The sequence below is a fragment of the Streptomyces aureus genome, assembly GCF_000725495.1.
GTDB classification, from domain to species: domain Bacteria; phylum Actinomycetota; class Actinomycetes; order Streptomycetales; family Streptomycetaceae; genus Streptomyces; species Streptomyces aureus_B.
Map to the genome: position 1 here is coordinate 191,321 of NZ_JNZD01000005.1, position 23,686 is coordinate 215,006.

Consider the following 23,686-nt stretch of genomic DNA (forward strand, 5'->3'; position numbering starts at 1 on the left):
GAGCCGCCTGGGTCCAGCGGCTCCTGGTGCTGCCTTATGTCCGACGGTACCTTGCCGAGCCCCTCGTTCGGGCCCCCCTTGGCGCGGTTCACTTTGTCGTGAACCGCGCCAAGGAGCGGCAGACGATACAGCGATACGTCACACCACCGCGGAGTTGTTCATCTTCCGGGTGGAAATGATCTGGTCGATCAGGCCGTAGGCCAGCGCGTCCTCGGCCGTGAGGATCTTGTCGCGCTCGATGTCCTCGCGGATCTTCTCGATCGGCGTGGTCGAGTGCTTGGCCAGCATGTCCTCCAGCTGACCACGCATACGAAGGATCTCGTTCGCGGCGATCTCGAGGTCGGAGACCTGTCCCCGACCGGTCTCGCTGTAGGGCTGGTGGATCAGCACACGGGCGTTCGGAAGTGCCATGCGCTTGCCCGGGGTGCCGGCGGCCAGCAGGATCGCGGCGGCCGAGGCGGCCTGGCCCATGCAGACCGTCTGGATGTCCGGCTTCACGAACTGCATCGTGTCGTAGATGGCCGTGAGGGCCGTGAACGAGCCGCCGGGGCTGTTGATGTAGACCGAGATGTCGCGGTCGGGGTCCATCGACTCCAGGCACAGCAGCTGCGCCATGACGTCGTTGGCGGAGGCGTCGTCGATCTGCACGCCGAGGAAGATCACGCGCTCCTCGAACAGCTTCGCGTACGGGTCGTACTCACGCACGCCCTGCGAGGTGCGCTCGACGAAGCGCGGGATGACGTAGCGGGACTCCGCGCGAGGACCGGTGTACTCGGCCTGCGTGCGGGCGTAGAGGCCGCTGCCGGGGAAGTCGTTCACTGTGTCTCCTGGAAAACCTGAAAAGGGCTGAGCGGTCGGCTGAGGGCGCGCGACGGGCCTGGACCCACCGGGAGGCGGGCAGAGGCCCCGCGCCGCCCTCGGGGGCGCTGGAGGGGCTTACGACGCCCCGGTGCCGCCGCCGCCCGGCATCCCGGCAGCGGTGGGCACGATGTCGTCGATGAGGCCGTACTCCTTGGCCTCGATCGGGTCGAACCAGCGGTCGCGGTCCGAGTCGCGCGTGACCTGCTCTACGGTCTGACCGGTGTGGAAGGCGGTCAGCTCCGCCATCCGCTTCTTGGTGTGCAGCAGCCGCTCGGCGTGGATCTTGATGTCCGACGCGGAGCCCGCGAGACCCGCGGAGGGCTGGTGGATCAGGATCTCGGCGTTCGGCAGCGCGAAGCGCTTGCCGGGGGTGCCGGCGCTGAGCAGGAACTGGCCCATCGAAGCCGCCATGCCCATGGCGATCGTCACCACGTCGTTCTTGATGAACTGCATGGTGTCGTAGATCGCCATGCCGGCGGTGATCGATCCGCCGGGGCTGTTGATGTAGAGGTAGATGTCCTTGTCCGGGTCGGCGGCAAGGAGCAGCAGCTGCGCCGTGATCTTGTTGGCGATGTCATCGTCGACCGCCTGGCCGAGGAAGATGATTCGCTCGCCGAGCAGTCGGTTGTAGACCTGGTCGCCGAGGCCACCACCGATGGGGTCGCCGGCAGCTGTGGGCATCAGATTCGTCACGTATCCACCTGCTCGTCTTACGACGGCGCCGGGCCGTCTCACGTCTTCTGCAGGGCCTGGGACCCCGGGTTCCGCGCCGCCTCCCGACGGCGTCCGGAGACTCCCCTGCCCTCGTATTCATGGACCCTAACGCGCGGGTCCCTCCGGGGAATCCCGCAGAGGGAACTGTTCGCTGTGAGCGCATGCGCTGCGCGGGCTTCACCAGGGTGCCGGGCGCCCTTGCCCGGCGGGCTCGCGGGGTGAGGGGCACCCTCGAACGGCCGCGCCCGCGACGCGGGGGTCGGGCTCGTGCCGGGCCGGCTCGGCGCCGAGCGGCTGCCGCCCGGGCGCCGCGGGCGGGTGCGGGCTGTCGTGGGCCGCTCGCGCGGTTCCTCGCGCCCCTGGGTGGGCCGGTAGGGCCTGCGGGGAGGTGTCCCCGGGGCTGTGGGAAGGCGGGTCGCGGGCTGCGGGGAGGCGGGTCGTGGGCTGCGGGGAGCCGGTGAGGTTCCGGCGCCCTTGTCCGGGTACGGCGACGGGCCCCCGGGGACGTGGTGTTCCCGGGGGCCCGTCGGAAGGTCTACCGCTGAGGCGATCAGGCCTCGGTGGTCTCCTCGGACTCGGTGGTGGCCTCGACGGTCTCGCCCGTCTCGTCCTCCTCGTCGTCCAGGTCGACGATCTCGCCGTTCGTGTCCTTGACCGTGGCGGCCTCGACGACGACCGCGAGCGCCTTGCCGCGGGCGACCTCGCCGACGAGCATCGGGACCTGGCCGCCCTCGACGACGGCCTGGGCGAACTGGTCGGGGGACATGCCGGAGGAGGCCGCGCGCCGCATGAGGTGCTCGGTGAGCTCCTCCTGGTTGACGTTCAGCTTCTCCTTGTTGACGAGCTCGTCGAGGACGAACTGCGTCTTGATGCCCTTGACCGCGGCTTCCTTGGTCTCGGCGTCGAACTCTTCCTCGGTCTTGCCCTGGATCTCCAGGTACTTCGCGAGGTCGAGGCCCATCTGGCCGAGCTGGTGGTGCTCGAGGTTGTGCTTACGGGTGTTGATCTCGTCCTCGAGCAGCTTCTCGGGGACGGGCACCTCGACGAGCTCCAGCAGCTTCTCCAGGACGCGCTCCTGGGCCTGCGTGGCCTGGTCGTACTGCTTCATGTTCTCGAGGCGCTTGCGGCTGTCGGCCTTCAGCTCGTCGAGGGTGTCGAACTCGGAGGCGAGCTGCGCGAACTCGTCGTCCAGCTCGGGCAGTTCACGCGCGGCGACCTGGGTGACCTTGACGGTGACCTCGGCCTCCTTGCCGGCGGCGGAGCCGCCCTTGAGCTCGGAGGAGAAGGTGGCCTCGCCACCGGCCTCCAGGCCCTTCACGGCCTCGTCGATGCCGTCGAGCAGCTCGCCGGAGCCGATGGTGTACGAGACGCCGCTGGCGACACCGTCCTCCAGGACCTCGCCGTCGACCTTGGCCTCGAGGTCGATCGTGACGACGTCGGCGTCCTGGGCGGCACGCTCGACCGGGGAGGTCGACGCGAAGCGCTCGCGCAGGTCGGAGACGGCCTTCTCGACGTCCTCGTCGCTGACCTCGATGGCGTCGACCTCGACCTCGATGCCGGAGTAGTCCGGGATCTCGATGGCGGGACGGACGTCGACCTCGGCGGTGAAGTTCAGCGTCTCGCCGTCCTTCAGCTCGGTGATGTCGACCTCGGGCTGGCCGAGGACGTTCAGCTCAGCCTCGTTGACCGCTTCGGTGTAGAACTTCGGGAGCGCGTCGTTGACGGCCTCCTCGAGCACGGCGCCCCGACCGAACCGCTGGTCGATGACGCGCGCCGGGATCTTGCCCTTCCGGAACCCCTTCACCGTGACCTGCTGGTTGATCTTCTTGTACGCCGCGTCGAGGCTGTCCTTGAGCTCCTCGAAGGGCACCTCGACAGTGAGCCGAACCCGGGTCGGGTTCAGGGTCTCCACGGCGCTCTTCACGGTTCGGTCTCCTTGTGGCTGACTTCTTGGGGGGTTCTGCTGCGTGCCGCTGCCGGCCGGGCAGAGCCCTGGGCGGATTCCGCGGCCCTTGAGAGACGTAACAGTGCAGACATACGGGCACGCAGCTTGCATAGTAACCGCAGGCGGTACACGGCCCAAAAGGCGATCTTGTCCGGGCGGATCCTGCGCGGCCCTGCCGGTGGTCGGGGTGGCGGGATTTGAACCCACGGCCTTCCGCTCCCAAAGCGGACGCGCTACCAAGCTGCGCCACACCCCGTCGGTGCGACACGTAGGGTACATGCCCGCAGACGCTGCGGCGGCCGCATTTCGCGAGCGCCGACGCGGGCGGGAACGGGGTGTGCATTGCGGGCCCTCGACCCGCTACGATGCATCCTGTGCCGCGGTCGCTGACCTGCGGCGCGTGCCGTGCGGGTGTAGCTCAATGGTAGAGCACTAGTCTTCCAAACTAGCTACGCGGGTTCGATTCCCGTCACCCGCTCCAGATGGCAGAAGGCCAGGCCGGAAGACAATTCCTCCGCCTGGCCTTTGTCGCATCCGAGGGCTCCGATCAGCCCTCCGTGCCCGCCCCGTGCCCGTCGGGCTTCTTATCTTTCTTCTTGCTTCTACGCGCCCCCCGTTTGCGCCCCTTTTTCACCAGCCCGCTCACCGCGTCGGCGATCAGCCGGTCACGGTCTGCACTGGCGTGCTGATAGATCAGTGCGGCGCGGGCGGTGCTGTGCCCCATGCGTGCCATCAGCTCCCGCGTGCTCGCTCCCGTGGAGGCGGCGAGAGTGTTCCCCGTGTGCCGAAGATCATGAAAATGCATGCCCGTGATCCCGGCGTCCGCGCAGGCCCGGCGCCACAGCAGGTTGACGTGGTTGCGGCGCGGGGTGGCCCCGTCAATGTCCGCTCAGGTTGGTTGTGGTCGCGCTTTACCGGTTCGTTTGGCGAGCAGGCCTGCCAGCAGCAGGACGATCAGGCTGCATCCCACGCCGACCAGCGTCCACAGCAACCGGTAGCCCTCGGCGGCATAGTCGGAGGGCTGTGGAAGGTCCACCAGGATGAGCGCGCCCGCGGCGATGGCCGCACTGTAGAAGCTGTAGTTCCAGAAGCGGATCCCCGCCCCGTGCATCAGCAGGACGAGCGCCACCACTTCAAGGCCGCGCTCGACCGCAAAGAGTCTGAGTCCGTGTTCGCCGGCGGGCACCAGCAGCAACAACCCGGCTGCGACCGCGCCGATCAACGTTCCGACAAGACGTTGCGCGCTGACGAGCGCGGCCTGTTCCAGACTCGGCTTCATCGCGACCATGGCCGCGATCGGGATCCAGGAGCCGTGCGTCAGATCCAGTCCGAACGCCAGCGCAACGGTGCCGGCGATGACCACGGCGCGGATCACCGCGAACAGGATCAGCGGCGAGGTCAGCTTCCTCCGCGAGTTGTCGCCCGGGAGCTCCGAGAAGGGCTGGTTCTGATCCGTACGTCCCCGGATCAGCCACCACAGGAACGTCACCGCGATCCACAGCGCCGCGCCTCCGCTCCAGGCGAGCACCTGGGCCCAGAGGTGGCTGGTGACGTGGACCGCCTTGTGGACGCCGAACTCGTATCCGATGGCGACGACGAACCAGATGTTGAGCAGCATGGCGTTGATGAATCGGTGGACCCCGAAGGCGACGGCCAGCCCGGCCGCCAGTGTGACCACGAAAGCCGCGAGCACCATCCAGCCCCAGGCATCCGCCCCGACCTCGAACGCCAGCGCGGTCACGCCGGCACCCACCAGCGCGAAAACGGCGACGGAAAGCGCCCGGTGCCCGTAGCTGCCTCCCGGGTCGCTCAGCGCCGCGAACAGCAGCCCGAACACTGCGCTGAGCAGGTAGACCTCATGCCCGATCGCCCAGAAGACGAACAGCGGCACCAGTCCGGCATCCAGGAACGCCACCGCTCGCGGCCAGTTCAACCCTGCGGCATTGAACTCGAACACCTTCGACAGCCAGCTCATGACCTTTCCCCTGCCAACGGGCTGTGCGGCTCGGCTGCTTGCGCTCGCCACGGGTGTCTCTCTTCCGATCATCACAAATGCCGCTCATCGAGCGTCGCGGTACGGCTCCGCATGGGGATTCGTCGGCGAACCAGCTCCGAGCGCTTGCGCCCGCTTACTGCGGACCTGAAAAGCCCCTGGCGGCACCAGGGGCCGGCAGAGGGTGCCCGCTCGGTTCACTCGGCGTCGGCTTCGGGCGCATGATCGGCAGACGCCTCTCGGGCCTTCCTCATTGCCTCCTCGGCCTTCGCGGCGGGATCGTCCTGACCGCTCTTGGCCTTGTCCGCGGCTTCCCTCGCCTTGTCCTTGAACTGATCACTGAGTCCCATGACTCTCCTCGCGGTGGGTTCGACGTCCTGCCCCCCTCAGGAACTCACGGAAGCACGTGCCCCCACCTCCCGAGTTCCACCGACCGGGTGAGCACGCGACGCAGCCGACACCACCCGAGTGCATGACCAGTCAACGAGGCCACATCGCGACCTACTCGAATCCGGTCGGAATCAACCACACTTGAACACATGGGTGGTTTATCCGATCAATCCCAGTTCACATGTGATCGCTGTGGTGTCGGCGGCTCCACCGTGCGCGAGCGAGGGCGCATCGACCTCATGGCCAGGCTCTGCGATGCCTGCTGGAACACCGTCGCCAACGAGGTGGCCGAAGTCGACAGGGCCACGGCTGCCCCGCGACCGGATCCCGACCCGGACGACGCGTCATGGATCGAGCCACCCACTTGCCCCACATGTGGCGCATTGGTTCAGGTATGTCCCACGAACTATGACCGCTGGGTCAGCCTCGCCACCGTGGAGTTGCCTGCCAAGGACGTCCCAGAGCCCTTCCGGTGGCGTTTGACGAAGCTCCCGGCCAGATCCCCCATCGTCACGGACATCGTCGCCGTACGGGTCCGTGGAGTCGACCCGCTCCCGGGTGAGCCCGTCGCGCCGGCCCACCGCATGATGTGCGCCCCCGAGTAGCGCGCGACGTCGATCACAGCGCGAGGTCCGCGGGCCGCCGTGCCCGCTGCGCGCCCGATCGAGCGGCGACCCGCGGGGAGTCGCGGGGAACGTCGGTGGGCGGTGCGAGATCTCGCACGTCAGCGTCTCGCCGGCTCAGCCCGGACCCTCGTATGCGATCTTCCAGACCTTCCGCCGCGTCCCGATTCAGAAGCTGATCGAGTTGATGGTCTGCGCTATCGAGTCGAGGAACCGGTTGATGGACGGCGCCATGCCGGTCGACGCGAGGAAGAAGCCGAAGAGCACCGCGACGATGGCGGGTCCCGCCTTGATCGATCCCCCTCGGATCAACACCACGAGGATGATCGCCAACAGCAGCACAACTGACAGCGAAATGGCCACAACTGATCACACCCTACGGTCGGTCGCTCTCCCGGCCCGGGAGTGCAGCCCCGCACACCCCCGCCAGAACCATCGTGCCACCAACCGGCCACTCGTATGCGGCGGGTGACGCATCGTTGGCCGACGATCGGCCCGGCGGTGGCCCCGAGTCCCACCCGGGCGGCACGGCACCGCCTTCCCCGGGCGGCACCGGAGCACACCGGGCGACACCGCCCGTGGCGCAATTCGGCGGCTCGTCCACAGTGAATTCCCAGGAACCGTTGCCATGTCCACACATCCCGTTCGCCGGCAATTCGAATTGTTGCCAGACGCACACCGCGAGCATGGATCCGGTGTCCCGTAATGGCCTCTAATCGGACATATCGCCAGAGTCGCCCGCGGGCGTTATGCACTACTTCATCACCATCAAACAGGACAGAACGCCCCTCGCGGGTAAGCGAATCGATATACGGAACCACTTGCGGACCGGGAGGCACACATCTCCGAATCCGGGGTAAGCGCAGGCGATAAGCAGGAATGACACAGGGCGTTTTACGAGAACGCACAGACGACGCTAGGGTGCCTCAGATGTTCCACGCCGCCACGCCCCCCGATCGCGCAGCGAGGTCCAGAATCGTCCCCCGGAGTTCTTGGCGGGAGGGCCTGTGACGAACTCGCTCCGACCCCACGGCCACCACAGATCACCGCTCCCCCCGGCCCCGCGGCCGGCGGACGGAGTGCCGAGTCCTCGCTCGCCCCGGACGGCCGTGACGACGGTCGCCCCGGCGGGCGCCGCACCGGGCGCCAAGCCCGCCAAGCAGCGCGACGCCTTCTTCGACAACGCCAAGTACCTGGCGATCGTCCTCGTGGCCATGGGTCACGCGTGGGAGCCGCTGAAGGGTCAGAGCCGCTTCCTGGAGGCGCTGTACACGGTCGTGTACACCTTCCACATGCCGGCCTTCATCATCATCTCCGGCTACTTCTCGCGCAGCTTCGACATGCGTCCCGACCGGCTGAAGCGGCTGGTCACCGGCGTCGTCGTCCCCTACGTCCTGTTCGAGACCGCCTACTCGCTCTTCGACCGCTGGGCCGGCGGGGACCCCGACCAGGCGATCAGCCTGCTGGACCCCTGGTACCTCACCTGGTTCCTGGTCGCGCTCTTCATCTGGCGGCTGACGACGCCCCTGTGGAAGGTGGTGCGCTGGCCGATCCCGCTGGCCGTGTGCCTCGCCCTCCTCGCGTCCGTCTCCCCCGAGATCGGCGACGACCTGGACCTCCAGCGGGTGCTGCAGTTCCTGCCGTTCTTCGTCCTCGGCCTCTTCATGAAGCCCGAGCACTTCCAGCTGGTGCGCCGCCGGGAGGTGCGCCTGCTGTCGGTGCCGGTCCTGGCCGTCGCGCTGCTCGTGGGCTACTGGGCCGTGCCCCGGATGAACACCGCCTGGTTCTTCCACCGCGACAGCGCGCAGGAGCTGGGCGCCCCCTGGTGGGCCGGCGTGGTCATGACGCTCGCGCTCTACGGCTGCTCGCTGGTGCTCACCGCGTGCTTCTTCGCCTGGGTCCCGCGGCGCACGTTCTGGTTCACGGCGCTCGGCGCGGGCACGCTGTACGGCTATCTGCTGCACGGCTTCGTCGTCAAGGCCTCGGAGTACTGGGGCTGGTTCGACCACGGGTGGCTGCACAAGCCGGTGGGCGAAGTCCTCGTGACCGTGGCCGCGGCCGCGCTCGTCACCGTCCTGTGCACCCGGCCCGTCCAGCGGGTCTTCCGGTTCTCGATGGAGCCGAGGATGGAGTGGGCGTTCAAGCGGGACGCGGCGGAGGTCGCCAGGGAGCGGGCCAAGGCCGGCGTGTAGCCGGCGGACGCCGCGCGGCGGGCGAGAGCCTCCCGCGGCACGTGAGGCGTACGTGAGGCACGTGAGCCGCACGTGAGGGGCGGGACCCGGAACTCCGGACCCGCCCCTCACGCATGTCGACTCGGCACTCCGGGCCCGACTTCACGCATGCCGGCACGGGATTCCGGGTCCGCCCTCACGCATGCCGGCGCGGGACTCCGGCCCCGTCCCCCCATCCCGGAGCTCAGCCCGGCGGCAGCCCCAGCAGGCCGCGCATCGTCGCGTACTTCCGCGTCAGGCGGGCCCGGGTGAGTTCGTCCAGGACCGCGAGGCGCCCGGGATCGGCGTTGTGCGCCAGGTCGGACGCCTTGACCAGCAGGGCGCCCCGGGTGGTGCGGATGCGCTGCGCGTACGACTCCGGGGACTCGCCCTTCGCCTTGGTGAGCGCGCGCACGATGTCCTTCGTACGGGGGCTCAGCGCGGCCTCGTCGAGCCAGTCACCGGTGAGGGCGTCGTCCTCGACGGCGTCGTGCAGCCAGGCCGCCGCGATCTGGTCGTCGTCCCCGCCGCGCTCCCGGACGCCGTCCGCCACGGCCTGGAGGTGCTCGGCGTACGGCCGGCCCGCCTTGTCGGTCTGGGCGGCGTGCGCCGCGCGGGCGAGCGCCTCGACTTCGGCCAGGGTCAGCAGGGGTCGGGTCACGCGATCAGTGTCTCCTCGGTGCGGGCCGCCTTCACCGCGGGTTTCCGCGGGGCGCGGTCAGCGTACCGGGGCCAGGCCGTCGCGGCAGATGAGCAGGAGGGCCCGGTCGTCGTTGACGTCCCTGGCCACCGCCTCGATGAGATGCCAGGCGGCACCGTGGAAGCCGCCGGCGACATAGCGGTCGGCCTCACCGGTGAGCCGGTCGATGCCCTCGACGATGTCCCGGTCGGCGGTCTCGACCAGTCCGTCCGTGAACAGCATGAGCACGTCCCCGGGCCGCAGCGAGCCCTTCACCGGGTCGAACTGGGCGCCGTCGTACACGCCGAGCAGGGGGCCTTCGGCGGCCTTCTCCTCCCAGCGGCCGCTGCCCGCGCTGAGCTGGAGGCCCGGCGGGTGTCCGGCGGAGAAGAGTTCGTAGTCGCCGGAGTCGAGGTCGAGCACCAGATGGATCGAGGTCGCGAAGCCCTCGTCCCAGTCCTGGCGCAGCAGATAGCCGTTCGCGGCGGGGAGGAAGGCGTGCGGCGGCAAGGAGCCGAGGAGGCCGCCGAAGGCCCCGGACAGCAGCAGGGCGCGGGAGCCCGCGTCCATTCCCTTGCCGGAGACGTCGGTGAGGACGACTTCGAGGGTCCGGCCGCCGTTCGTCCGGGCGGCCACGACGAAGTCGCCGGAGAAGGACTGGCCGCCCGCCGGGCGCAGCGCCATCTCGCGGTGCCAGCCCACCGGCAGTTTGGGGAGCTTGCTCTGCACCCGGATGCGTTCGCGCAGGTCGAAGAGCATGGTGCCGCCCCGCCGCCAGGGAACTCCCACCCGGCTGCGGAACTGTGCGATCAGCAGTCCGAAGAAGCCGCAGGCCGCGACCACGAGGACCACGCCGGGTGTCACCCGGGAGGGGCCCTCGGTGTACGGGCCGAGCTTCACGGACTCCACTATCAGCGCGGTGGCGGCGGCCGCGTACAGCCCGAGCAGGCTGGCGGGCCGCAGCAGCAGTCCGCCGGCCACGATCGGCAGGACCAGGGCTGCGGGCGAGCACCACACCGAGTTGACCAGCGTGGTGGAGGCGATCACCGGGATCATGATCAGCAGGCCGGCCAGCGCGATCCAGTCGGAGCCGTCCCCGCGGAAGTAGTCGACGGCGGATCTGCGCAGCCCTGTGCGGGCCCGGTGCCATTGCATCTTCAACCGGGCCGTGAACGTATCGGCTTCAGCGCGCCGCTCTCGTCCTGCTGCCATTAGTTCGGGACCCTATCCATCGGACCAGGCGCTTGGCACGTGAGGTCCCACTTGTCCCCCCTCCGAGCGCTCAACTTCACAGGGAACCGCTGCGGCGCGTTCCGGTCGGGGGCTGTCACGGCCGGGCGAAATTCCCTCGCTCGTACCGCATTGCCCTGGTAGGCATGGGCTATGACGACTGACGTTCGGGTACTGCGGCAGGCCGACTGGGACGAATGGTACGAGAGCCTGCTCCGGGCGTTCGGGGGTGTGGCGGAGTCGTCCGAGGAGCGCGAGCTGTGGAGCGAGCTCACAGAGTACGACCGATCGCTGGGTGTGCGGGACGGAAAGGACTGGGTGGGTACGGCGGGGGCCTTCTCCTTCCGTGTCACGGTCCCCGGCGGCGCCTCGGTGCCGGCGGCCGGCGTCACGATGGTCAGCGTCGCGGCCACGCACCGGCGGCGCGGGGTGCTCACCGCGATGATGCGGCGCCAGCTGGACGACGTACGGGCCGCGGGTGAGGCGCTCGCCGTCCTGGTCGCCTCGGAGCCGGCGATCTACGGACGGTTCGGCTACGGCATCGCGACCTCCTCCCTGAGCGCGGAGATCGACACCGCCCGGGTCCGGCTCTCGGTGCCGCCCGGGACGGACGGCGTGAAGCTGCGGTACGCGGCGCCCGGGGACGTGCTGGAGGCGTGCGAGGCGGTCTACGCGCGGCTGGTGCCGGGGCGCCCCGGGATGCTGGCCCGCCGGCCCGGGTGGCAGCGGCTCGGGCTGCTCGACCCGGCGAGCGAGCGCGGCGGGGCCTCGCCGTTGCAGTGCGTGGTCGCCGAGCGGGACGGCGAGACCGTCGGGTACACGCGTTTCCGGGTGAAGCCGGAGTGGGGCCCGGCCGGGCACAACGGCGTGGTGACGATGGTGGACCTGGAGGGTCTGGACCCGGCGGCGCGGGCCGCACTGTGGCGGTTCCTCTTCGACATCGACCTGACGTCCACGCTGCGCACCCGTTCCCGTCCCGTGGACGACGCCTGGCAGCACCTGGTCTCCGACATCCGCCGCTGCCAGGTGCGGCTGAAGGACTCGCTGCACGTCCGGCTCGTCGAGGTCGGGGCGGCGCTGGAGGCGCGGACCTATCAGGCGCCGGTGGACGTGGTGTTCGAGGTCGAGGACGCCTTCTGCCCCTGGAACGAAGGGCGTTGGCGGCTCACCGGCGACGCGAAGGGCGCGGTGTGCGTACGGACCGAGGACGCGCCCGATCTCGCGCTGTCGGTGCGGGAGTTGGGGGCCGCCTATCTCGGCGGGGTGTCGCTGGCCTCGCTCGCGGCCGCGGGCCGGGTGCGCGAGCTGCGCCAGGGGGCGCTGGCGGAGGCGGCGACGGCGTTCGGCTCGACGGTCGCGCCCTGGCTGCCGCACGGGTTCTAGCGTTCTCCCCCGGTGGTCCGGGTCCGGTGCGGGGTCAGGACCGCTGGCAGGCGGGGCACCAGAAGAGGTTGCGGGCGGCGAGGTCGGCGGTGCTGATCTCGCCGCCACAGATGTGGCAGGGCAGGTCGGCCCTGCGGTAGACGTAGACCTCGCCGCCGTGGTCGTCCACGCGCGGCGGGCGGCCCATCGCCTCGGGGGTGTGCTCCGGCCGGACCGTGTCGATGCGGTTGTTGCGGACGCCCTCGCGCATGAGGTCCACGAGGTCGGCCCAGATCGCGTCCCACTCCGCGGCGCCGAGGTCCTTGCCCGCGCGGTAGGGGTCGATGCCGTGCCGGAAGAGGACCTCCGCGCGGTAGACGTTGCCCACGCCCGCGATGACCTTCTGGTCCATCAGCAGCGCGGCGATCGTCGTGCGGCTGCGCGCGACGCGGCGGTAGGCGGCCGCCGGATCGGCGTCCGGGCGCAGCGGGTCCGGGCCGAGCCGGTCGTGTATCGCGTGCTTCTCGTCGTCCGTGATCAGCGCGCAGGTGGTGGGGCCGCGGAGGTCGACGTACGCGGTGTCGTTCACCAGCCGCAGCCGGACGGTGTCCGTGGGCGGCGGGGCGGGGGTGGCGCCGAATCCGACCTTGCCGAAGAGGCCCAGGTGGATGTGGACCCAGCGGCCCGGGCCGAAGCCGAGGAACAGGTGTTTGCCGTGTGCCTGCGTCCCGGTCAGGACGGAGCCGTCGAGGAGGGCCGCGGCGTCGCCGAACTTGCCCTGGGGGCTGGTGACGCGGGCGCCGCGGCCACCGAACGCGGCGAGGTAGTCCTCGGCGAGCCGGTGAATGGTGTGCCCCTCGGGCACCGTTCCTCCTGCTGTCCGTCCGGTCCGGCGGTCCGGGTCGATCCGTCCCGCCGGTCCGTCCGCCGGTGTTACGGCTGCTGCGGGTGGTGGGCCGGGATCGGCGGGAGTTCCCGGGTCTTCTCGTAGTCCGCGAGCATGTCGATGCGGCGGACGTGCCGCTCCTCGCCCGTGAAGGGCGTGCCCAGGAAGGTCTCGACGAACTTCGTCGCCTCTTCCTCGGTGTGCATGCGGGCGCCGACGGAGATGACGTTCGCGTTGTTGTGCTCGCGGCCCAGTGCGGCGGTCTCCTCGCTCCAGGCGAGCACGGCCCGCACCCCGGCGACCTTGTTCGCGGCGATCTGCTCGCCGTTGCCGGAGCCGCCGATGACGACGCCGAGGGCACCCGGGTCGGCCACGGTGCGCTCCGCGGCGCGGAGGCAGAACGGCGGGTAGTCGTCCTGGGCGTCGTAGATGTGGGGCCCGCAGTCGACGGGCTCGTGGCCGGCGGCCTTGAGCCACTCGACGAGGTGGTTCTTCAGTTCGAGACCGGCATGGTCGGATCCGAGATACACGCGCATGGTCCGAGTGTGACATGGCCGTTTCCGGCCGGCCGCGCCGGGTCCCGCACGGCAAAACTGTGACTCAGCCTACAGAACCTCAAGAAAACCTCAAGTAACGATCTGGATTCAAAGGTTCACGAATTCCTTTGCCTCCGTTTCACTGGACCAACTTGTACGCCGACCCCTACAACGGATCGGTGGGCGCCCCGTACACCGCTCGTACGGATTGGGTGCTCTGTACGGGAATCTGCTCATCCGGCGCAAAGGAATCCCCCTCATGACCTCGCAGCCGACCCCCACGAAGGCCTCACAGGCCCCCGGAGGCCCCGGAGAACCCGGTGCCGGCCTCCAGGCCGGGCTCAAGAACCGCCATCTGTCGATGATCGCCATCGGCGGTGTCATCGGCGCCGGGCTCTTCGTCGGCTCCAAGGCCGGCATCGCCACGACCGGCCCCGGCATCCTTCTCTCGTACGCCCTCGTCGGCACGCTCGTGGTGCTGGTGATGCGGATGCTCGGCGAGATGTCCGCCGCCAATCCGACCTCGGGCTCGTTCTCCGCGCACGCCGACCGCGCGCTCGGCCGCTGGGCCGGGTTCTCCATCGGCTGGCTGTACTGGTTCTTCTGGGTGGTGGTGCTGGCCGTGGAGGCCACCGCGGGCGCGGACATCCTCCAGAGCTGGATCCCCGCCGTACCGCAGTGGGGTTGGGCGCTCATCGTGATGGTGGTGCTGACCGCCACCAACCTGGTCTCCGTCGGCTCCTACGGCGAGTTCGAGTTCTGGTTCGCCGGGATCAAGGTCGTGGCCATCGGCGCGTTCATCGTCGTCGGCGGTCTGGCCGTCTTCGGGCTGCTGCCCGGTGCCCACGCCGACAAGGCGGGGCTCGGCAATCTGACCGACCACGGCGGATTCCTGCCGCACGGACCCGGCGCGATCCTCACCGGTGTGCTGCTGGTCGTCTTCTCCTTCATGGGCAGCGAGATCGCCACGCTCGCCGCCGGTGAGTCCGAGGACCCGCAGCGGGCCGTGACCAAGTCGACGAACAGCATCATCTGGCGCATCGCCGTCTTCTACCTGGGCTCGATCCTCGTCGTGATCACCCTGCTGCCGTGGAACGACCCGTCGATCAAGGACAAGGGCTCCTACGTCGCCGCTCTCGACTCCCTCGGCATCGCGCACGCCGGTCAGATCATGAACTTCATCGTGCTCACGTCCGTGCTGTCCTGCCTCAACTCCGGTCTGTACACCGCCTCCCGCATGGCCTTCTCGCTGGGCGAGCGCGGGGACGCCCCGAAGGCGTTCGCCAGGACCACCCGGCGCGGCGTTCCGATGGCCGCCATCGTCGTCTCGGTCGTGTTCGGCTTCGTCGCCGTCTTCTTCAACTACAAGTTCCCGGACTCGGTCTTCCTCTTCCTGGTCAACTCCTCCGGCGCGGTGGCCCTGTTCGTGTGGCTCGTCATCTGCTTCTCGCAGCTGCGCATGCGGAAGATCATCGAGCGCGAGTCGCCGGAGAAGCTGGTCGTACGGATGTGGCTCTACCCGTATCTGACCTGGGCGACGGCCGCGATGATCGTCTTCGTCCTCGGCTACATGCTGACCGACACCGAGCACGACGGCCGGGAGACCGTGCTGCTGTCGCTGCTCGTCGCGGCGGTCGTCCTCGTCATCGCCTTCGTCCGGCAGAAGGCCGGCGCGGGTGCCCGCACCACCGCGGAGCCGCTCACCGACGGCTCCCGCGAGAAGACCCAGGCCGAGGTCGGCGCCTGACCCGCCACCTCGACCTGAGAAGGGGAGGGGCCCGCGGCTGATCGCCGCGGGCCCCTCCCCTTTCCTGCCCGGCCGGTGCCTCACGGCCGGTGTGTCACGGCCGGTGGGATCGTCGCCGCACCGGCGCGGACGTCACTTCTTGTCGACGAGCTTCCACGCGGTGGGCAGGATGCCCATCGCCAGCGCGGCCTTGAGGGCGTCGCCGATCAGGAACGGGGTCAGGCCCGCCGCGACGGCGGCGGTCGCCGACATGCCGGTGGCCAGGGCCAGGTAGGGAACGCCGACCGCGTAGATGATCGCCTCGCCGAGCAGCATCGAGCCCGCCATGCGCAGCGCGGAGCGGTCGGCACCGCGGCGGGCCAGGGCGCCCACGACGGTCGACGCGAGCAGCATGCCGAGGATGTAGCCGAAGGACGGGGCCGAGGCGCCGGAGCCGCCCTCGGCGAACCACGGGACGCCGGCCATGCCCGCGATCGCGTACACCGCGAGCGACAGGAAACCGCGACGGGTGCCGAGCGCCGTGCCCACGAGCAGCGCGGCGAAGGTCTGGCCGGTCACCGGCACCGGGGAGCCCGGGACGGGCAGGGAGATCTGGGCGGCGAGACCGGTGAGCGCGGCACCGCCGAGCACGAGGGCGGCGTCACGGACGCGGGAGGCCGGAAGAAGGTCGGCGAGGACCTCGCCGGGGCGGGCGGGCGTGGCGACAGCGGTGCTCATGAGGACTCCGGCGAACGGGGATACCCCCTCGGCTCTGGTGGAGCCCCGGGGGAGGACAGGGTCGGAACACGGCGACGCTATCCCAGCGGCACACGGGTGATCACCGTCAGCGGTCGACAAAGCACGGATCTGGAGCTTGGTGGGCTCCTTACAAAGAGTGCCTGGTACACCTGTCCGAAGGTGATGCTGGTCACGGAGGTGACGTCGGTTTCGCCCCGGGCGAGTCCCGGGAGCGGACTGTGGGGACTCACCAAAGAGCGGGGCGCGTAATGCGCCGGCGGCCGGGGGGGGGCCCCCCGGGGGGCCCGCCCGCGGGGCGGCAACGGGCCGGGGCTGTCCGGTCCTTGGGCGCGGCCTGGCGGGTCCCCCGGACGGCCCCTACCCTTCACCCATGGTTCCCCAGGCCCTGAACTTCGCGTCGCGTCGCTACGTCGACCTGCGACGCCAGGGCACGGCCACCTGTCGCCACCGCTTCTGAGGCGGGGCGGAGCGGATCCGGCCCGCGGAGACCACAGCGGACCACACCAGGCGCGCCCGCCGCTTCCGTGGCGGCGGGGCGTATGTGACGGCGCTCGGCCGGACCAGCTCCCGAGGAAGAACTCCATGCCCACTACGGCGGCACCCCCTTCCCTGTCCCCTCCTACCCCCGTCCTCGACCGGCGCCGGGCGAGCGCCAGCGTGATCCTGCGGTCCGTGCTGGAGCACGGGCCCGTCGCCCGCAGCACCATCTCCCGGCTGACCGGGCTCTCCCCGGCCTCGGTGACCGACTACTGCGCCCGGTTCACCGAACGGGGCCTGATCCGGGAGGCCGCCGCGCCCCTGCGGTCGGGCGGGGTCGGACGGCCGCACCTGCCCGTGGACCTGGACCACTCCCGTTTCGTGGTCGGCGGGGTGCACGTGGCCGTGCCGTACACGACCGTCGCGCTCCTCGACCTGCGCGGACGGGTTCTCGCCGAGCGGCGTCTGCGGCACGACAGCACCGAGTCGGGCCTCGTGCTGGCGAACGCGGCGGACGCGCTCACCGAACTCCTCGCCGGTGTCCCCGGCCGGTGCGCCCTCGGCGTCGGGGTGGCGGCCGGCGGCTGGGTGGACCCGGACTCCGGCACGATCGTGGAACACCCGCTGCTGGGCTGGCGTGACGTCGCCGTCCGGGAGGCGATCGCGGCCCGCACCGGGCTGCCGGTCCATGTGGACGGCCACGGGCGGGCGCTGGTGAACGGGGAGCGGCTGTTCGGACGGGCCCGGGGCAGCCGGAGCGTGCTGCACCTGTTCGTCGGCAACGTGGTGGACGCCGCCTTCGCCACCCACGACCAGGTGCACTACGGGCCACGGTCGCAGGCCGGCGCGATCGCCCATCTGCCCCTGACCGGTGGGTCGCAGCGGTGCGACTGCGGCCGGACGGGCTGCCTCCAGGCCGAGCTGAGCGAGCGGACCCTGAGCCGGCGGGCCCGGGAGCGCGGTGTCACGGACGGCTCGAACCCGATGGACGTGGTCCTCGCCGCGGCCGCGGGCGATCCGGTGGCGGTGGAGCTGCTGACGGAGCGGTCCCGGATGGTCGGACGGGCGGCGGGGCTGCTGCTCGACGTGCTCAACCCGGAGACGGTCGTCGTCACCGAGGTGGGGGTCATCCACCGGGAGGACTGCCTCGACGCGCTGCGGGAGGCGGTGGGGCCGGAGCGGGCGCCCGCGGTCGTGCCGAGCAGCTTCGCCGATTCGGTGCTGGCGGTGGCGGGCGGTTCGGTCGTGCTCGACGTCCTGTACCGCGATCCGCTGGGCTCCCCGGGCTCCCCACCAGGGGTCAATTAATTCAGAAAGTCGGAATGTTGACAGGGCTCGTTCGCGAACAGGAGCATCGTGGGCATGAGCAGCGCGCGGGTGCAGGTTCCGCTCACCAAGTGCCGTGTGGTCGACCTGATGCGGGTCGCACGCACACGTTGTTGCTGACCCCTCGTCGCCGGCCGGCCGTTCCTGACGTTCCGTCATCGGCACCGTGTCGCCGATCCCTTGAGACGCCGCTGCGCTGACGCGCCCGTTCGCCGGCCGGCCGGTCCTCTCTCCGGCTGATCCGCCGGAGCGCGGGGTTCGCTCGCCGGTCCCCGCCGAACGGTCGCCCTGGCTCGGTCGGCCCCGCGCGTCACGTCTCCCCCATGGATCGGCGGGCCGACGCCCCACGGGCCGCGCGTGCCGTTCTGCCGTCGACGTCTGTGTCCCCAGTTCCTCCAGGCACGCCGCCGGCGTGTGTCCCTTCGGTGCGCCCGCGTCCCTTCCGGCTTCGCCCTGCCCGGAGCTCCGCTCGCCCTCCCGCCACTTGGAATCCCCGGAGTCCTTCCATGCCACCACTGTCCGCACGGTCCACCCGTTTCTCCTCTCCCCTGTCCACGTCCGGTGTCGACCGGCGCGTATTCCTCTCCACGCTGCTCGGTGCCGCGGCGGCGGCCGGACTGAGCGGCTGCGCCGACGCCGACGCGGCCGGCAGCCGGTCCCAGGGGGACCTGTCGGCCCCCCTGGCGGACAAGGTGCCGCAGGGCACCAAGCTCGCGATCGCCTCGTACCAGGGCGTCCAGGAACTCCAGTTCAAGCTGGCGGGGCTGTCCGGGCTGCCGTTCACCGTCTCGGACTGGGTGAACATCGGCGCCGGACCCGATGTCATCAACGCCTTCCGCGCCAAGTCCCTGGACGTGGGCAACAACGCGGGAATCCCACCGATCCAGGCGCACTTCCAGGGCTTCGACGCGAAGATCGTCGCGATCAACATCACCCGTAAGCCCAACTACCTCTTCGCCACCAAGCCCGGCAGCGGCATCAAGGACGTCCAGGGCTTCAAGGGCAGGAAGCTGGCCTTCTCCCAGGGGCAGGCACAGGGTGTCGTCCTGCTGCGCGCGCTGAAGCAGGCCGGTATCGCCTACGACGACGTGAACCTCGTACCGCTGACCAGCAACCAGTTCCTCACGGCGCTCCAGGCGGGCCAGGTGGACATCGCTCCGCTCGCGAACAGCCAGGCGCCGGCCTATCTCAAGCAGTACGGGTCCAAGGGCGCCCACACGATCGCCACCGACGTGGTGGATCTGCTCAACCTCCTCTGGGCACCCGCCTCGGTGCTGGCCGACCGGGCCAAGGCGGCCGCCGTCGCCGCGTACATCCCGCGCTGGGCGAAGGGCCAGGTGTGGGCGTACGAGCACCCCGACGCCTGGAACGAGGAGTTCTACGTCAAGACGCAGAACCTGACCCTCGACCAGGCCCGCTCGATCACCGCCCTCGCCAACAAGCCGCTGTTCCCGCCGAGCTGGGACGAGGCCGTCAAGTGGGAGCAGGAGACCGCCGATCTGCTCGCGGAGGGCGGCTTCGTGAAGGAGTTCAAGGTCGACTCGCTGTTCGACCGGCGCTTCGAGGCCATCGCGGCCCGGGCCGTACCCGCGGAATACCGGAGGTGACGGCCATGACGACCAGGACCACGACGACGACCACCGCTCCGGACACGACCGACACCGGGAACGGGACCGAGGCCGGAGCCGACACCGCCACCGACACCGCGACTGCGGCCACGACCGCACCCGGCACCGGAACCGCGGCTCCGGCCGTACCCGCGTACGGGACCGATACCGCTGCTGCGGCCGCGCCCGGGACGGGGACAGCGGCGCCGGCCACGGCCGGGAACGCTGCCGGCACCGCAACGACCGGGACGGAGCCGGGCGCGGCGGAAGCGGTCGGTGGGGCCGAGGCGGGCGACCGCCGGTCGTGGCGGACTCCCCGTGCGCGGCGGCGCGGTCTCGCGCCCGGCAAGCGGCTGCCCGCCTCCCGGCTCATCGGTCCGGCGCTGTTCTTCGCCCTGTGGGCCGTCGCGTCCGCCGCCGGACAGCTCGACCCCGGCGCGATCCCCGCGCCCTGGACGGTGCTGAAGACCACTGGGCATCTGTGGACCGAGGGCACCCTGCCCACCGATGTGCTGACCTCCCTGGAGCGCGCGGGCTACGGGTTCGCCCTCGGCCTGACCGCCGGTGTCCTGCTCGCCCTCGCGTCCGGGCTCAGCCGGGTCGGCGAGGCACTGATCGACGGGACCGTGCAGCTCAACCGGGCGATCCCGACCCTCGGTCTGATCCCGCTGTTCATCCTCTGGCTGGGCATCGGCGAGACCTTCAAGATCGCGATCATCGCCATCGTCGTCTACATCCCGATCTATCTGAACCTGCACTCCGCGCTGTCCGGCATCGACCACCGGTTCGTGGAACTCGCCGAGGTCCAGGGGCTGTCACGGCTCCGCTTCGTCCGGGAGATCGTGATCCCCGGGGCGCTGCCCGGCTTCTTCGTCGGGCTGCGGCTCGGGGTGACCGGCTCCTGGCTCTCCCTGGTGGTCCTGGAGCAGATCAACGCCACCAGCGGCCTCGGCTACATGATGTTCCAGGCCCAGAACTACGGCCGGACCGACATCATCCTCGTCGGCCTGCTCATCTACGGCATCTTCGGGCTCGTCTCCGACAGCGCGGTTCGTCTCGTCGAACGAAAGGTGCTGTCATGGCGACGCACGCTCAGCAGCTGACCCGCTCCGACACGGTCCGGCTGCGCGGGCTCACCCGATCGTTCGAGGGCCGCACGGTCCTCGACGGAATCGACCTCGACCTCCCGGCAGGCCAGTTCACGGCCCTGCTCGGCCACAGCGGCTCCGGCAAGAGCACCTTGCTGCGCGCCGTCGCCGGCCTCGACCACGGCGTCGCCGGGAGTGGTGAACTCACCGCCCCGGACAGGGTGTCCGTCGTCTTCCAGGACTCCCGGCTGCTTCCGTGGCGCCGCGTCCTCGACAACGTCCTGCTGGGAACGGACGGCCGGGAGGCCGCGGAGAAGGGCCGCTCCGCCCTCGCCGAGGTGGGGCTCGCGGGGCGCGAGAGGGCCTGGCCCAACGAGCTGTCCGGCGGCGAGGCACAGCGCGCGGCCCTCGCCCGCTCGCTCGTCCGCGAACCCGAACTGCTGCTGGCCGACGAGCCGTTCGGTGCGCTGGACGCGCTCACCCGGATCCGGATGCATGTGCTGCTGCGCGAACTGTGGGAGCGCCACCGGCCGACGGTGCTGCTCGTCACGCACGACGTGGACGAGGCGATCGTGCTGGCCGACCGGGTGCTCGTGCTCGACCACGGCCGCATCGACGTCGACCTGACCATCGACCGCCCGCACCCCCGCTCCTACCGCGATCCCCTGCTCGGCGAGTACCGCGAACGCCTCCTGAACGCCCTCGGGGTGACCGAGGACGTGACAGGAGGCACGGCAAAGACCCCATCCGGGGCGAAGGCGGAACCCGCGGCGAGGACGGAACCCGCGGCGGCGGCACGCACCGCGGCCGAACCCGACACGGCGGCGGACGGCGGCGCCGGGCCCGGCGTGTCCGTACCCCGGAAGGAGAAGCACCTGTGACCAGCTCGCGCCGGCTCCATCTCAACGCCTTCCTCATGAACACCGGCCACCACGAGGCCTCCTGGCGGCTGCCGGAGAGCGACCCGTACGCCCATGTCGACACGGCCCATTACGTGCGGCTCGCGCGGATCGCCGAACGCGGCACCTTCGACTCGCTCTTCCTCGCGGACGGCCCCGTCCTGTTCAACAGCGTGGCCCAGCGCCCGTCGGGCTCGCTCGAACCCATCACCCTGCTCACCGCGCTGGCCACCGCGACCGAGCACATCGGCCTGATCGCCACCGCCTCCACGTCCTACAACTCGCCCTACAACCTGGCCCGCAGACTCGCCTCCCTCGACCACATCAGCGGCGGCCGCGCGGGCTGGAACATCGTGACCACCGCGGGCGCGGAGGCCGCCCGCAACTTCGGCCTGGACGACGAACCCGCGCACGCCACCCGCTACCGGCGGGCCGCCGAGTTCCTGGACGTGGCGCTCAAGCTCTGGGACAGCTGGGAGGACGACCTCGTCGTCGCCGACAAGGCGGCGGGCGTCTGGGGCGACCCCGGCAAGATCCATCCGGCGCGCCATCACGGGACGTACTTCAGTGTGGAGGGCGCCCTCAACGTGCCCCGCACGCCGCAGGGTCACCCCCTTCTGGTGCAGGCGGGCTCGTCGGAGGACGGCAAGCGGTTCGCGGCCCGGTACGCGGAAGCGGTGTTCACGGCACAGCAGACCCTCCCGGACGCCCAGGAGTTCTACGCCGACCTCAAGGCCCGCACCGGGCGCGCGGGCCGGAACCCGGACCACATCAAGGTGCTCCCCGGCATCGTCCCGGTCATCGGCTCGACCGAGGCCGAGGCGCGTGCCCACGAGCGGGTCCTGGAGGACCACATCGTGTACGAGCACGGGGTGAACCGTCTGGAGCACCTGCTGCACCTGGAGCCGGGCACCCTCGGCCTGGACGCGCGGCTGCCCGACGGCCTGCCGCCGGAGAGCGCGATCGAGGGAGCCAAGAGCCGCTACACCCTCGTCGTCGAGCTGGCCCGGCGCGAGCGGCTCACGGTCCGCGAGCTGATCGGCCGGCTCGGCGGCGGGCGGGGTCATCTGACCTTCGCCGGGACGCCCGAGCAGGTCGCCGACGCGATCGAGGAATGGTTCCGCGGCGGCGCCGCCGACGGCTTCAACATCATGCCCGCCGTGCTGCCCGCCGGGCTCGACCTCTTCGTCGACCACGTGGTGCCGATCCTGCGCGACCGGGGTCTGCTCCGTCGGGAGTACGGACCCCGCCAGACCCTGCGGGAACGCTACGGGCTTCCGCGCCCGGCCAACCAGTACGCGACACCGACGGCGGCCACGCCCCCGCCCGCGGCATCCGCGCAGGACCCGGCGACGGTCTCCGCCCTCGCCTGACCCCGCTCGCGCCGTCCCACCCTCCGACCCTCGAATCCCCGCATCCCCGTACCGAAAGGACCCGCAGCCATGACCGAGATCGAGATCCAGAAGGTCACCGCGCACATCGGTGCCCGTGTCCTGGGCGTCGACGTCTCCAAGCCGCTGGACGACATCACCGTCTCCGCCCTGCGCGCCGCGCTCAACGAGCACAAGGCGCTGGTCTTCGACGACGTCGACCTGGACGACGAGGGCCAGCAGGCCTTCGCCCGCCACTTCGGCGACCTGACCACCGCGCACCCCACCGTGCCCGCCGTGGACGGCGCCCCGAACGTGCTGCCCGTCGACAGCGAGCGGGGCCGTGCCAACCACTGGCACACCGACGTGACCTTCGTGCTCAACCCGCCGCAGGCCAGCACGCTGCGCAGCATCACGATCCCCCCGTACGGCGGTGAGACGCTCATCGCCAACTCGGCCGCCGCCTACCGCGATCTGCCCGAACCGCTCCGCGCGTTCGCCGACACCCTGTGGGCCGAGCACACCAACGACTACGACTACGCGGTGCCGGACGAGAACGTGGGCGACGAACAGGCCGCCCAGCGGGCCCAGTTCACGTCCATCACGTACCGCACCGCGCACCCGGTCGTCCGGGTCCACCCGCTGACCGGTGAACGCGGCCTGTTCATCGGCGGGTTCGCGCAGCGGATCGTGGGGCTGTCGGTCGGCGAGTCCCGCAAGATCCTCGACCTGCTCCAGGCGTACGTCACCCGGCCCGAGAACGTCCTGCGCTGGCGCTGGTCCCCGAACCAGCTGGTCCTGTTCGACAACCGGATCACCCAGCACTACGCGGTCGACAACTACGACGGCCGGCCGCGCCGGCTGCACCGGGTGACGGTCGCCGGTGACGTGCCGGTCGGCGTCGGGGGCGAGGAGAGCCGCTCGATCACGGGCGACGCCTCGCACTACACCTCGGTGGCCGGGTGACGCCCGGAAGGTGACGGGTGCCGGGCCGGTTCCCGCGGG

The 23,686-nt window shown here is 70.6% G+C and carries 21 protein-coding genes, 2 tRNA genes and 2 pseudogenes; 11 read left to right on the forward strand and 14 right to left on the reverse strand.

Features of this window, described 5'->3' with window-relative positions; genetic code table 11:
* Positions 1-138: 138 nt before the first annotated feature.
* The 4 genes from IO36_RS10805 to IO36_RS10820 all read right to left on the reverse strand — a co-directional run bounded on the left by IO36_RS10805 (position 139) and on the right by IO36_RS10820 (position 3,776).
* Positions 139-819 carry an ATP-dependent Clp protease proteolytic subunit gene (locus IO36_RS10805; protein ID WP_037618822.1) on the reverse strand — a complete coding sequence of 227 codons (681 nt, stop codon included), beginning with the start codon at positions 817-819 and terminating at the stop codon, positions 139-141.
* Between the two features lie 117 nt (positions 820-936).
* The gene (locus tag IO36_RS10810; RefSeq protein ID WP_037618823.1) at positions 937-1,542 is read right to left on the reverse strand and encodes an ATP-dependent Clp protease proteolytic subunit; all 606 of its coding nucleotides are present in this window, start codon (positions 1,540-1,542) and stop codon (positions 937-939) included.
* A 583-nt stretch (positions 1,543-2,125) separates the two neighbouring features.
* Positions 2,126-3,499: a trigger factor gene (gene tig / locus IO36_RS10815; RefSeq protein ID WP_037618824.1), complete on the reverse strand. Its 1,374-nt coding sequence runs from the start codon at positions 3,497-3,499 to the stop codon at positions 2,126-2,128.
* A gap of 200 nt (positions 3,500-3,699) precedes the next feature.
* Positions 3,700-3,776 (reverse strand) — tRNA-Pro (locus tag IO36_RS10820).
* Between the two features lie 151 nt (positions 3,777-3,927).
* Between IO36_RS10820 and IO36_RS10825 the strand changes: the two genes are divergently transcribed.
* Positions 3,928-4,001 (forward strand) — tRNA-Gly (locus IO36_RS10825).
* Positions 4,002-4,067: 66 nt separating this feature from the next.
* On the opposite strand, the gene IO36_RS49310 is transcribed toward IO36_RS10825, so the two are convergent.
* From IO36_RS49310 to IO36_RS47375, 4 genes and pseudogenes are all read right to left on the reverse strand, one after another.
* The gene (locus tag IO36_RS49310; protein ID WP_425535524.1) at positions 4,068-4,244 is read right to left on the reverse strand and encodes an integrase; all 177 of its coding nucleotides are present in this window, start codon (positions 4,242-4,244) and stop codon (positions 4,068-4,070) included.
* A gap of 9 nt (positions 4,245-4,253) precedes the next feature.
* Positions 4,254-4,325 (reverse strand): annotated as a pseudogene (locus IO36_RS49315) (tyrosine-type recombinase/integrase); the annotation flags it as partial.
* An 84-nt stretch (positions 4,326-4,409) separates the two neighbouring features.
* Complete coding sequence (locus tag IO36_RS10835; RefSeq protein WP_051900294.1) at positions 4,410-5,495, reverse strand: FUSC family protein; 1,086 nt, start codon at positions 5,493-5,495, stop codon at positions 4,410-4,412.
* Positions 5,496-5,710: 215 nt separating this feature from the next.
* Positions 5,711-5,863 carry a hypothetical protein gene (locus IO36_RS47375; RefSeq protein ID WP_167347391.1) on the reverse strand — a complete coding sequence of 51 codons (153 nt, stop codon included), beginning with the start codon at positions 5,861-5,863 and terminating at the stop codon, positions 5,711-5,713.
* A gap of 279 nt (positions 5,864-6,142) precedes the next feature.
* Here IO36_RS47375 and IO36_RS48040 point away from each other — a divergent pair, with 279 nt between their 5' ends.
* Positions 6,143-6,508: a DUF6083 domain-containing protein gene (locus tag IO36_RS48040; RefSeq protein WP_245173234.1), complete on the forward strand. Its 366-nt coding sequence runs from the start codon at positions 6,143-6,145 to the stop codon at positions 6,506-6,508.
* A gap of 186 nt (positions 6,509-6,694) precedes the next feature.
* On the opposite strand, the gene IO36_RS10850 is transcribed toward IO36_RS48040, so the two are convergent.
* Positions 6,695-6,889 carry a hypothetical protein gene (locus IO36_RS10850; RefSeq protein ID WP_037618829.1) on the reverse strand — a complete coding sequence of 65 codons (195 nt, stop codon included), beginning with the start codon at positions 6,887-6,889 and terminating at the stop codon, positions 6,695-6,697.
* Positions 6,890-7,533: 644 nt separating this feature from the next.
* Here IO36_RS10850 and IO36_RS10855 point away from each other — a divergent pair.
* On the forward strand, positions 7,534-8,718 hold the full coding sequence (locus IO36_RS10855) for an acyltransferase family protein (protein WP_037618831.1): 1,185 nt from the start codon (positions 7,534-7,536) through the stop codon (positions 8,716-8,718).
* A 223-nt stretch (positions 8,719-8,941) separates the two neighbouring features.
* On the opposite strand, the gene IO36_RS10860 is transcribed toward IO36_RS10855, so the two are convergent.
* Both IO36_RS10860 and IO36_RS10865 read right to left on the reverse strand, forming a co-directional pair.
* Complete coding sequence (locus IO36_RS10860; RefSeq protein WP_037618832.1) at positions 8,942-9,397, reverse strand: HD domain-containing protein; 456 nt, start codon at positions 9,395-9,397, stop codon at positions 8,942-8,944.
* Between the two features lie 57 nt (positions 9,398-9,454).
* A complete protein-coding gene (locus IO36_RS10865) occupies positions 9,455-10,627 on the reverse strand; it encodes a PP2C family protein-serine/threonine phosphatase (protein WP_037618834.1) in 1,173 nt (390 codons plus the stop codon).
* Positions 10,628-10,798: 171 nt separating this feature from the next.
* Here IO36_RS10865 and IO36_RS10870 point away from each other — a divergent pair, with 171 nt between their 5' ends.
* Positions 10,799-12,028 carry a GNAT family N-acetyltransferase gene (locus IO36_RS10870; RefSeq protein WP_037618835.1) on the forward strand — a complete coding sequence of 410 codons (1,230 nt, stop codon included), beginning with the start codon at positions 10,799-10,801 and terminating at the stop codon, positions 12,026-12,028.
* 34 nt (positions 12,029-12,062) lie between these two features.
* On the opposite strand, the gene IO36_RS10875 is transcribed toward IO36_RS10870, so the two are convergent.
* Positions 12,063-12,872 carry an Fpg/Nei family DNA glycosylase gene (locus IO36_RS10875; protein ID WP_037618837.1) on the reverse strand — a complete coding sequence of 270 codons (810 nt, stop codon included), beginning with the start codon at positions 12,870-12,872 and terminating at the stop codon, positions 12,063-12,065.
* Between the two features lie 68 nt (positions 12,873-12,940).
* A complete protein-coding gene (locus IO36_RS10880; protein WP_037618838.1) occupies positions 12,941-13,429 on the reverse strand; it encodes a ribose-5-phosphate isomerase in 489 nt (162 codons plus the stop codon).
* A 259-nt stretch (positions 13,430-13,688) separates the two neighbouring features.
* On the opposite strand from IO36_RS10880, the gene IO36_RS10885 reads away from it, so the two are divergent.
* A complete protein-coding gene (locus tag IO36_RS10885; protein WP_051900296.1) occupies positions 13,689-15,176 on the forward strand; it encodes an amino acid permease in 1,488 nt (495 codons plus the stop codon).
* 132 nt (positions 15,177-15,308) lie between these two features.
* Here the strand turns inward: IO36_RS10885 and IO36_RS10890 are convergent, their stop codons facing one another.
* Positions 15,309-15,893, reverse strand: coding sequence for a biotin transporter BioY (locus tag IO36_RS10890; protein WP_037618839.1), 585 nt, complete (start codon positions 15,891-15,893; stop codon positions 15,309-15,311).
* A gap of 603 nt (positions 15,894-16,496) precedes the next feature.
* Here IO36_RS10890 and IO36_RS10895 point away from each other — a divergent pair.
* The 6 genes and pseudogenes from IO36_RS10895 (at position 16,497) to IO36_RS10920 (ending at position 23,647) form a co-directional block, all read left to right on the forward strand.
* Positions 16,497-17,699, forward strand: coding sequence for an ROK family transcriptional regulator (locus tag IO36_RS10895; protein ID WP_037618843.1), 1,203 nt, complete (start codon positions 16,497-16,499; stop codon positions 17,697-17,699).
* 524 nt (positions 17,700-18,223) lie between these two features.
* On the forward strand, positions 18,224-19,324 hold the full coding sequence (locus tag IO36_RS10900) for an ABC transporter substrate-binding protein (RefSeq protein ID WP_051900299.1): 1,101 nt from the start codon (positions 18,224-18,226) through the stop codon (positions 19,322-19,324).
* Positions 19,325-19,329: 5 nt separating this feature from the next.
* Positions 19,330-20,427 (forward strand): ABC transporter permease, encoded by a 1,098-nt coding sequence (locus IO36_RS10905; RefSeq protein ID WP_245173207.1) that lies wholly within the window; start codon positions 19,330-19,332, stop codon positions 20,425-20,427.
* Positions 20,403-21,131 (forward strand): annotated as a pseudogene (locus IO36_RS10910) (ABC transporter ATP-binding protein); the annotation flags it as partial. The gene IO36_RS10905 and the pseudogene IO36_RS10910, both read left to right, overlap by 25 nt.
* Before the next feature lie 158 nt (positions 21,132-21,289).
* Entirely contained in the window at positions 21,290-22,684 is a 1,395-nt protein-coding gene (locus tag IO36_RS10915) for an LLM class flavin-dependent oxidoreductase (RefSeq protein ID WP_280923721.1), read from the forward strand.
* Between the two features lie 69 nt (positions 22,685-22,753).
* Positions 22,754-23,647: a TauD/TfdA dioxygenase family protein gene (locus tag IO36_RS10920; protein ID WP_037618844.1), complete on the forward strand. Its 894-nt coding sequence runs from the start codon at positions 22,754-22,756 to the stop codon at positions 23,645-23,647.
* Positions 23,648-23,686: the final 39 nt, after the last annotated feature.

What these genes read in the sequence shown, in the direction of transcription:
- IO36_RS10905 (WP_245173207.1), top strand. Translation starts at nt 19,330, where the DNA reads ATGACGACCAGGACCACGACGACGACCACCGCTCCGGACACGACCGAC.
- IO36_RS10895 (WP_037618843.1), top strand. Translation starts at nt 16,497, where the DNA reads ATGCCCACTACGGCGGCACCCCCTTCCCTGTCCCCTCCTACCCCCGTC.
- IO36_RS10835 (WP_051900294.1), bottom strand. Translation starts at nt 5,495, where the DNA reads ATGAGCTGGCTGTCGAAGGTGTTCGAGTTCAATGCCGCAGGGTTGAAC.
- IO36_RS10865 (WP_037618834.1), bottom strand. Translation starts at nt 10,627, where the DNA reads ATGGCAGCAGGACGAGAGCGGCGCGCTGAAGCCGATACGTTCACGGCC.
- IO36_RS47375 (WP_167347391.1), bottom strand. Translation starts at nt 5,863, where the DNA reads ATGGGACTCAGTGATCAGTTCAAGGACAAGGCGAGGGAAGCCGCGGAC.
- IO36_RS10890 (WP_037618839.1), bottom strand. Translation starts at nt 15,893, where the DNA reads ATGAGCACCGCTGTCGCCACGCCCGCCCGCCCCGGCGAGGTCCTCGCC.
- IO36_RS10920 (WP_037618844.1), top strand. Translation starts at nt 22,754, where the DNA reads ATGACCGAGATCGAGATCCAGAAGGTCACCGCGCACATCGGTGCCCGT.
- IO36_RS10880 (WP_037618838.1), bottom strand. Translation starts at nt 13,429, where the DNA reads ATGCGCGTGTATCTCGGATCCGACCATGCCGGTCTCGAACTGAAGAAC.
- IO36_RS10900 (WP_051900299.1), top strand. Translation starts at nt 18,224, where the DNA reads ATGCCACCACTGTCCGCACGGTCCACCCGTTTCTCCTCTCCCCTGTCC.
- IO36_RS10885 (WP_051900296.1), top strand. Translation starts at nt 13,689, where the DNA reads ATGACCTCGCAGCCGACCCCCACGAAGGCCTCACAGGCCCCCGGAGGC.
- IO36_RS10810 (WP_037618823.1), bottom strand. Translation starts at nt 1,542, where the DNA reads ATGCCCACAGCTGCCGGCGACCCCATCGGTGGTGGCCTCGGCGACCAG.
- IO36_RS48040 (WP_245173234.1), top strand. Translation starts at nt 6,143, where the DNA reads ATGGCCAGGCTCTGCGATGCCTGCTGGAACACCGTCGCCAACGAGGTG.
- IO36_RS49310 (WP_425535524.1), bottom strand. Translation starts at nt 4,244, where the DNA reads ATGGGGCACAGCACCGCCCGCGCCGCACTGATCTATCAGCACGCCAGT.
- IO36_RS10870 (WP_037618835.1), top strand. Translation starts at nt 10,799, where the DNA reads ATGACGACTGACGTTCGGGTACTGCGGCAGGCCGACTGGGACGAATGG.